Source organism: Rhizobacter sp. (genome assembly GCF_031412075.1).
Lineage (GTDB): Bacteria > Pseudomonadota > Gammaproteobacteria > Burkholderiales > Burkholderiaceae_C > Rhizobacter.
The window spans coordinates 1-5,508 of record NZ_JANOCG010000366.1; the positions used below are offsets into that span (position 1 = coordinate 1).

Consider the following 5,508-nt stretch of genomic DNA (forward strand, 5'->3'; position numbering starts at 1 on the left):
CGGGCTGCACAAGATCTCGCTCGGCTCGCTGATCATTGCGCTCGGCCTGCTGGTCGACGACGCGATCATTGCGGTCGAGATGATGGTGCGCAAGCTCGAAGAGGGCTACGACAAGGCGCGCGCCGCGACCTTTGCTTATGAAGCCACGGCCATGCCGATGTTGACCGGCACGCTGATCACGGCGGTGGGTTTCTTGCCGATTGGCCTGGCGCAATCGGCGGTGGGTGAATACACCTTCGCCATCTTTGCCGTCACGGCCGCGGCGTTGCTGATCTCGTGGCTGGTGTCGGTGTACTTCGTGCCTTACCTCGGCACGCGTTTGCTCAAGACCAAGCCACATGCGGTCAGTGATCAGCCGCACGAGCTCTTCGACACGCCGTTCTACTCGCGCTTTCGCGCGCTGGTGAACTGGTGTGTGCAACACCGCTGGATCACCATCGGCCTGACCATCGGCACCTTGCTGCTCGGCCTGTTTGGCATGGGCAAGGTGCAAAACCAGTTCTTCCCCGACTCAAGCCGGCTCGAAGTGCTGGTCGACCTGTGGTACCCCGAGGGCACGTCTTACGCTGCGAATGAGGCCATTACCAAGCGGGTGGAAGTGCGCCTGGCGAAGCTCGAGGGCGTGGACCACGTCACCACCTGGGTGGGCAGCGGTGTGCCGCGTTTTGCGCTGGTGATGGATCAAATTTTCCCGCAGAGCAACGTGAGCCAGCTGGTGTTGCTGCCCAAGGACCTGGCCGCCCGCGAGCGCTTGCGCAAGGAGCTGCCCGAGCTGCTGGCGGCCGAGTTCCCCGAAGCGCGCGCACGGCCCAAGCTGCTGCCCAACGGGCCGCCCGTGCCTTACCCGGTGCAGTTCCGTGTGGTCGGGCCCGACCCTGCCAAGGTGCGTGCCTATGCCGACGAGGTGAAGGCCATCATGCTGACCAACACCAACCTGCGTGGTGTGAACGACAACTGGAACGAGTCGGTCAAGGTGCTGCGCCTGGAGGTCGATCAAGACAAGGCGCGCACGCTGGGTGTGTCGAGCCAGGCGATTGCCCAGGCCGCGCGCACCATGAACAGCGGCACCAACGTCGGCCAATACCGTGATGGCGACAAGCTGATCGACATCGTGTTGCGCCAACCGCTGGACGAGCGCAACGCCATCACCGACCTGGGCAACGCCTATGTGCCCACGACCACCGGCCGCAGCATCCCGCTGAGCCAGGTCGCCAAGGCCAGCTTCGTGTGGGAACCGGGTGTGCTGTGGCGCGAGAACCGCGACTACGCCGCCACCGTGCAGGGCGACATCATCGACGGCCTGCAAGGTGCCACCGTCAGCGACCAGCTGAACCCGCTGTTCAACCCGATCCGCGCCAAGATGCCGGCGGGTTACCGCGTCGAGGTGGCAGGCGCTGTCGAAGAAAGCAGCAAAGGGCAGGGCTCGATCGCAGTCGGCGCGCCGCTGATGCTGTTCATCATGTTCACGCTCTTGATGCTGCAGCTGCAAAGCTTCAGCCGCTCGGTGCTGGTGTTCCTCACGGCGCCCATGGGCATTGCGGGTGTGGCGGGGGCGCTGCTGCTGCTCGACCGGCCGTTCGGCTTCGTGGCGCTGCTGGGCGTGATCGCGCTGATGGGCATGATCATGCGCAACTCGGTGATCCTGATCGACCAGATCGAGCAGGACCGTGAGCGCGGCGTGCCGACCTGGGACGCGGTGGTCGAGGCCTCGGTGCGGCGCTTCCGGCCCATCATCCTGACGGCGGCCGCAGCGGTGCTGGCGATGATCCCGTTGTCACGCAGTGTGTTCTGGGGCCCGATGGCGGTGGCCATCATGGGCGGGCTGATTGTGGCGACGGCTTTGACGTTGCTGGCCTTGCCCGCCATGTATGCGGCCTGGTTCCGCGTCAAACGCGGCTAAAATCCGCGGTTCACCGAATCGCCCCATCCAAGAAGGGGTCGCTGAGGCGACCCCGTTTTACGTCTGATCTATACCCGCGCGGGTGGCGAAATTGGTAGACGCACCAGGTTTAGGTCCTGACGCCAGCAATGGTGTGCGGGTTCGAGTCCCGCCCCGCGCACCAGCAAATATCAAACCAGAGAGTCCGGAACATCATGGCTGTCACTGTTGAAACCCTCGAGAAGCTCGAACGCCGCATCACGCTGACGCTGGCCGCCGACACCATCAACAACGAGGTGCAGTCGCGCCTCAAGCGCCTGGCGCGCACGGTCAAGGCCGATGGCTTTCGCCCCGGCAAGGTGCCGATGAGCGTGGTCACCCAGCGTTATGGCTATTCGGTGCAGTACGAAGTCATGAACGACAAGGTCGGCCAGGCTTTCCAGCAAGCCACCAACGAGGCCAACCTGCGTGTGGCCGGCGCCCCCCGCATCACCGAAAAAGAAGCGTCGCCCGAAGGCCAGATGGCTTTCGATGCCACCTTCGAGGTGTACCCCGAAGTGAAGCTGGGTGACCTGGGCACCGCCGAAGTCGAACGTGTCAGCACCGAAGTGACCGACGCCGCCATCGACAAGACCCTCGACATCCTGCGCAAGCAGCGCCGAACCTTCGCGCAACGCGCGAAGACCGAAGCCGCGACCGATGGCGACCAGGTCACCATCGACTTCGAAGGCAAGATCGACGGCGTGCCGTTTGACGGCGGCAAAGCCGAGGGCTTCCAGTTCATCATCGGCGAAGGCCAGATGCTTGAAGCGTTTGAGAAGGCCGTGCGCGGCATGAAGACCGGCGACTCCAAGACCTTCCCGCTGCAGTTCCCCGAGGACTACCAGGGCAAAGACGTGGCCGGCAAGGAAGCCGACTTCATGGTCACCCTGAACAAGGTCGAAGCCCAGCACCTGCCCGAAGTGAACGAAGCCCTGGCCAAGGCCCTGGGCATCGCCGACGGCACCGTGGAAGCGCTGCGCGCCGACATCAAGCGCAACCTCGAGCGCGAAGTGAAGTTCCGCGTGCTGGCGCGCAACAAGGCCTCGGTGATGGACGCTGTGGCCAAGAGCGCCGAGCTCGACCTGCCGACCGCCCTGGTCAAGAACGAAGTCGACCGCATGATCGAAAGCGCCCGTGCCGACCTGAAGAAGCGCGGCGTGAAAGACGCTGAAAAGGCGCCGATCCCTGAAGAAATCTTCAAGCCGCAAGCCGAGCGCCGTGTGCGCCTGGGCCTGGTGGTGGCCGAGCTGGTGCGCTCCAACAACCTGCAAGCCAAGCCCGACCAGCTGCAAGCCCACATTGAAGAAATGGCGCAGAGCTACGAGAAGCCGGCCGAGGTGGTGCGCTGGTACCTGAGCGACCGCAACCGCATGGCCGAAGTCGAAGGTGTGGTGATCGAGAACAACGTCACGGAGTTCGTCCTTGCCAAGGCCAAGGTCACCGACAAGGTGTTGCCGTTTGACGAGCTGATGGCCGGCTGATCGTCACGTCGATCCAGTCGCCAAAAGGGCGCCCGGCCGCAAGGTCTGGCGCCCTTGGTTTTTGTTCGGCACTGTTTCTGTGGTGCCTCTCTTGTCGCGACATAATCAGACCCAACCTGTACCGATCACTTTTCAAGGACGCAACGCATGAGCGCGCTGGAAACTCAAGGCTTGGGCATGGTGCCCGTCGTCATCGAACAATCGGGCCGCGGCGAGCGCGCCTATGACATCTACAGCCGCTTGCTTCGCGAGCGAATCATCTTTTTGGTGGGCCCGGTCAACGACCACACCGCGAGCCTGGTGGTCGCGCAGTTGCTCTTTCTCGAGAGCGAGAACCCTGACAAGGACATCCACTTCTACATCAACTCGCCGGGCGGGTCGGTGACGGCTGGCATGTCGATCTTCGACACCATGGAGTTCATCAAGCCCGACGTGTCGACCATGTGTGTGGGCATGGCGGCCAGCATGGGTTCCTTCCTGCTGATGGCCGGCGCCAAAGGCAAGCGTTTTTCGCTGCCCAACGCCCGCGTGATGATTCACCAGCCGTCGGGTGGCGCGCAGGGCCAGGCGACCGACATCGAAATCCACGCTCGCGAGATCCTCAAGACACGCGCTCAGCTCAACAAGATCTACGCCGAACGCACCGGCCAACCGCTGGAGAAGATCCAGGCCGACATGGAGCGCGACTTTTTCATGGACCCGGAAGAAGCCAAAGCCTACGGCTTGATCGACCAGGTTTTGAACAAGCGGGCGGGGCCGGCAGCGGCTGGCTGACGCCGCGTTTTGACCGGGCAAGACCCGTAACTGCGATCCAAACGGGGCCTTTATTACCGCCAAGGCCCCGTTTTCTTTTGCTCTATCATCACCAAGCCTCTTCTACGCCCTAGCGCGCACCCATTCATGGCCGAAAAAAAAGGCTCCTCCAGCGAAAAAGTTCTTTACTGCTCCTTCTGCGGCAAAAGCCAGCATGAGGTGAAGAAACTCATCGCCGGCCCGTCGGTTTTCATCTGCGACGAATGCATCGAGCTTTGCAACGACATCATTCGAGATGAAGTCCCGGCCGACACGCCCGAAGCACGCGCCGCCAAGTCCGACTTGCCGGTGCCGAGCGACATCAAGGCCAGCCTTGATCAGTATGTGATCGGGCAAGACACCGCCAAGCGTACGCTGGCAGTGGCGGTCTACAACCACTACAAGCGCCTGAAGCACATGGCCACCACCAAAGACGAGGTGGAGCTGTCCAAGAGCAACATTCTTTTGATCGGCCCCACTGGGTCGGGCAAGACCTTGCTCGCGCAAACACTGGCCCGCTTGCTCAACGTGCCTTTCGTGATTGCCGATGCCACCACGCTGACCGAAGCCGGTTATGTGGGTGAAGACGTCGAAAACATCATCCAGAAGCTGCTGCAGAACTGCAACTACGACGTCGACAAGGCGCAGCGAGGCATCGTCTACATCGATGAGATCGACAAGATCTCGCGCAAGTCGGACAACCCGTCGATCACCCGCGATGTGTCAGGCGAAGGCGTGCAGCAGGCCTTGCTGAAGCTGGTCGAAGGCACGATGGCGTCGGTGCCGCCGCAGGGCGGGCGCAAGCACCCGAACCAGGACTTCCTGCAGATCGACACCACCAACATCCTGTTCATCTGCGGCGGCGCCTTCGACGGCCTGGAAAAGGTCATTCAAAGCCGCACCGAGGTGTCGGGCATCGGGTTTGGCGCCACCGTACACAGCAAGAGCGAGAAGAAGGTCTCCGACCTGTTCCGCGAAGTCGAGCCTGAAGACCTGATCAAGTTCGGCCTGATCCCTGAACTGGTGGGCCGCCTGCCGGTGGTGGCCACCTTGGGCGAGCTCACCGAAGAGGCGATGATCCAGATCCTCACCGAGCCGCGCAACGCGCTCGTCAAGCAGTATCAAAAACTGTTTGCGATGGACGGCGTCGAACTCGAGATCCGCCCGTCCGCGGTGGCCGCCATCGCGCGCAAGGCGCTGGCACGCAAGACCGGCGCGCGCGGGCTGCGCTCGATCCTCGAGTTCGCGCTGATCGACACGATGTTCGACCTGCCCAACCTGGATGGTGTGGCCAAGGTCGTGGTCGATGAACAC

General features: G+C 62.7%; 4 protein-coding genes and 1 tRNA gene. All 5 read left to right on the top strand.

The features are described 5' to 3' along the window. A partial coding sequence (locus RMO40_RS13580) for an efflux RND transporter permease subunit (RefSeq protein WP_309722055.1) occupies positions 1 to 1,900 on the top strand: 1,900 nt, incomplete at its 5' end. A gap of 76 nt (positions 1,901 to 1,976) precedes the next feature. Beyond that, positions 1,977 to 2,063, top strand: a tRNA-Leu gene (locus tag RMO40_RS13585). 31 nt (positions 2,064 to 2,094) lie between these two features. After that, the gene (gene tig, locus RMO40_RS13590) at positions 2,095 to 3,402 is read left to right on the top strand and encodes a trigger factor (protein ID WP_309722059.1); all 1,308 of its coding nucleotides are present in this window, start codon (positions 2,095 to 2,097) and stop codon (positions 3,400 to 3,402) included. A gap of 147 nt (positions 3,403 to 3,549) precedes the next feature. Then, positions 3,550 to 4,176, top strand: coding sequence for an ATP-dependent Clp endopeptidase proteolytic subunit ClpP (gene clpP / locus RMO40_RS13595; RefSeq protein WP_309722062.1), 627 nt, complete (start codon positions 3,550 to 3,552; stop codon positions 4,174 to 4,176). Positions 4,177 to 4,302: 126 nt separating this feature from the next. Continuing rightward, a partial coding sequence (gene clpX, locus RMO40_RS13600; protein WP_309722065.1) for an ATP-dependent Clp protease ATP-binding subunit ClpX occupies positions 4,303 to 5,508 on the top strand: 1,206 nt, incomplete at its 3' end.

Coding starts and splice junctions, on each gene's coding strand:
- clpP (WP_309722062.1), top strand. CDS start 3,550: ATGAGCGCGCTGGAAACTCAAGGCTTGGGCATGGTGCCCGTCGTCATC.
- tig (WP_309722059.1), top strand. CDS start 2,095: ATGGCTGTCACTGTTGAAACCCTCGAGAAGCTCGAACGCCGCATCACG.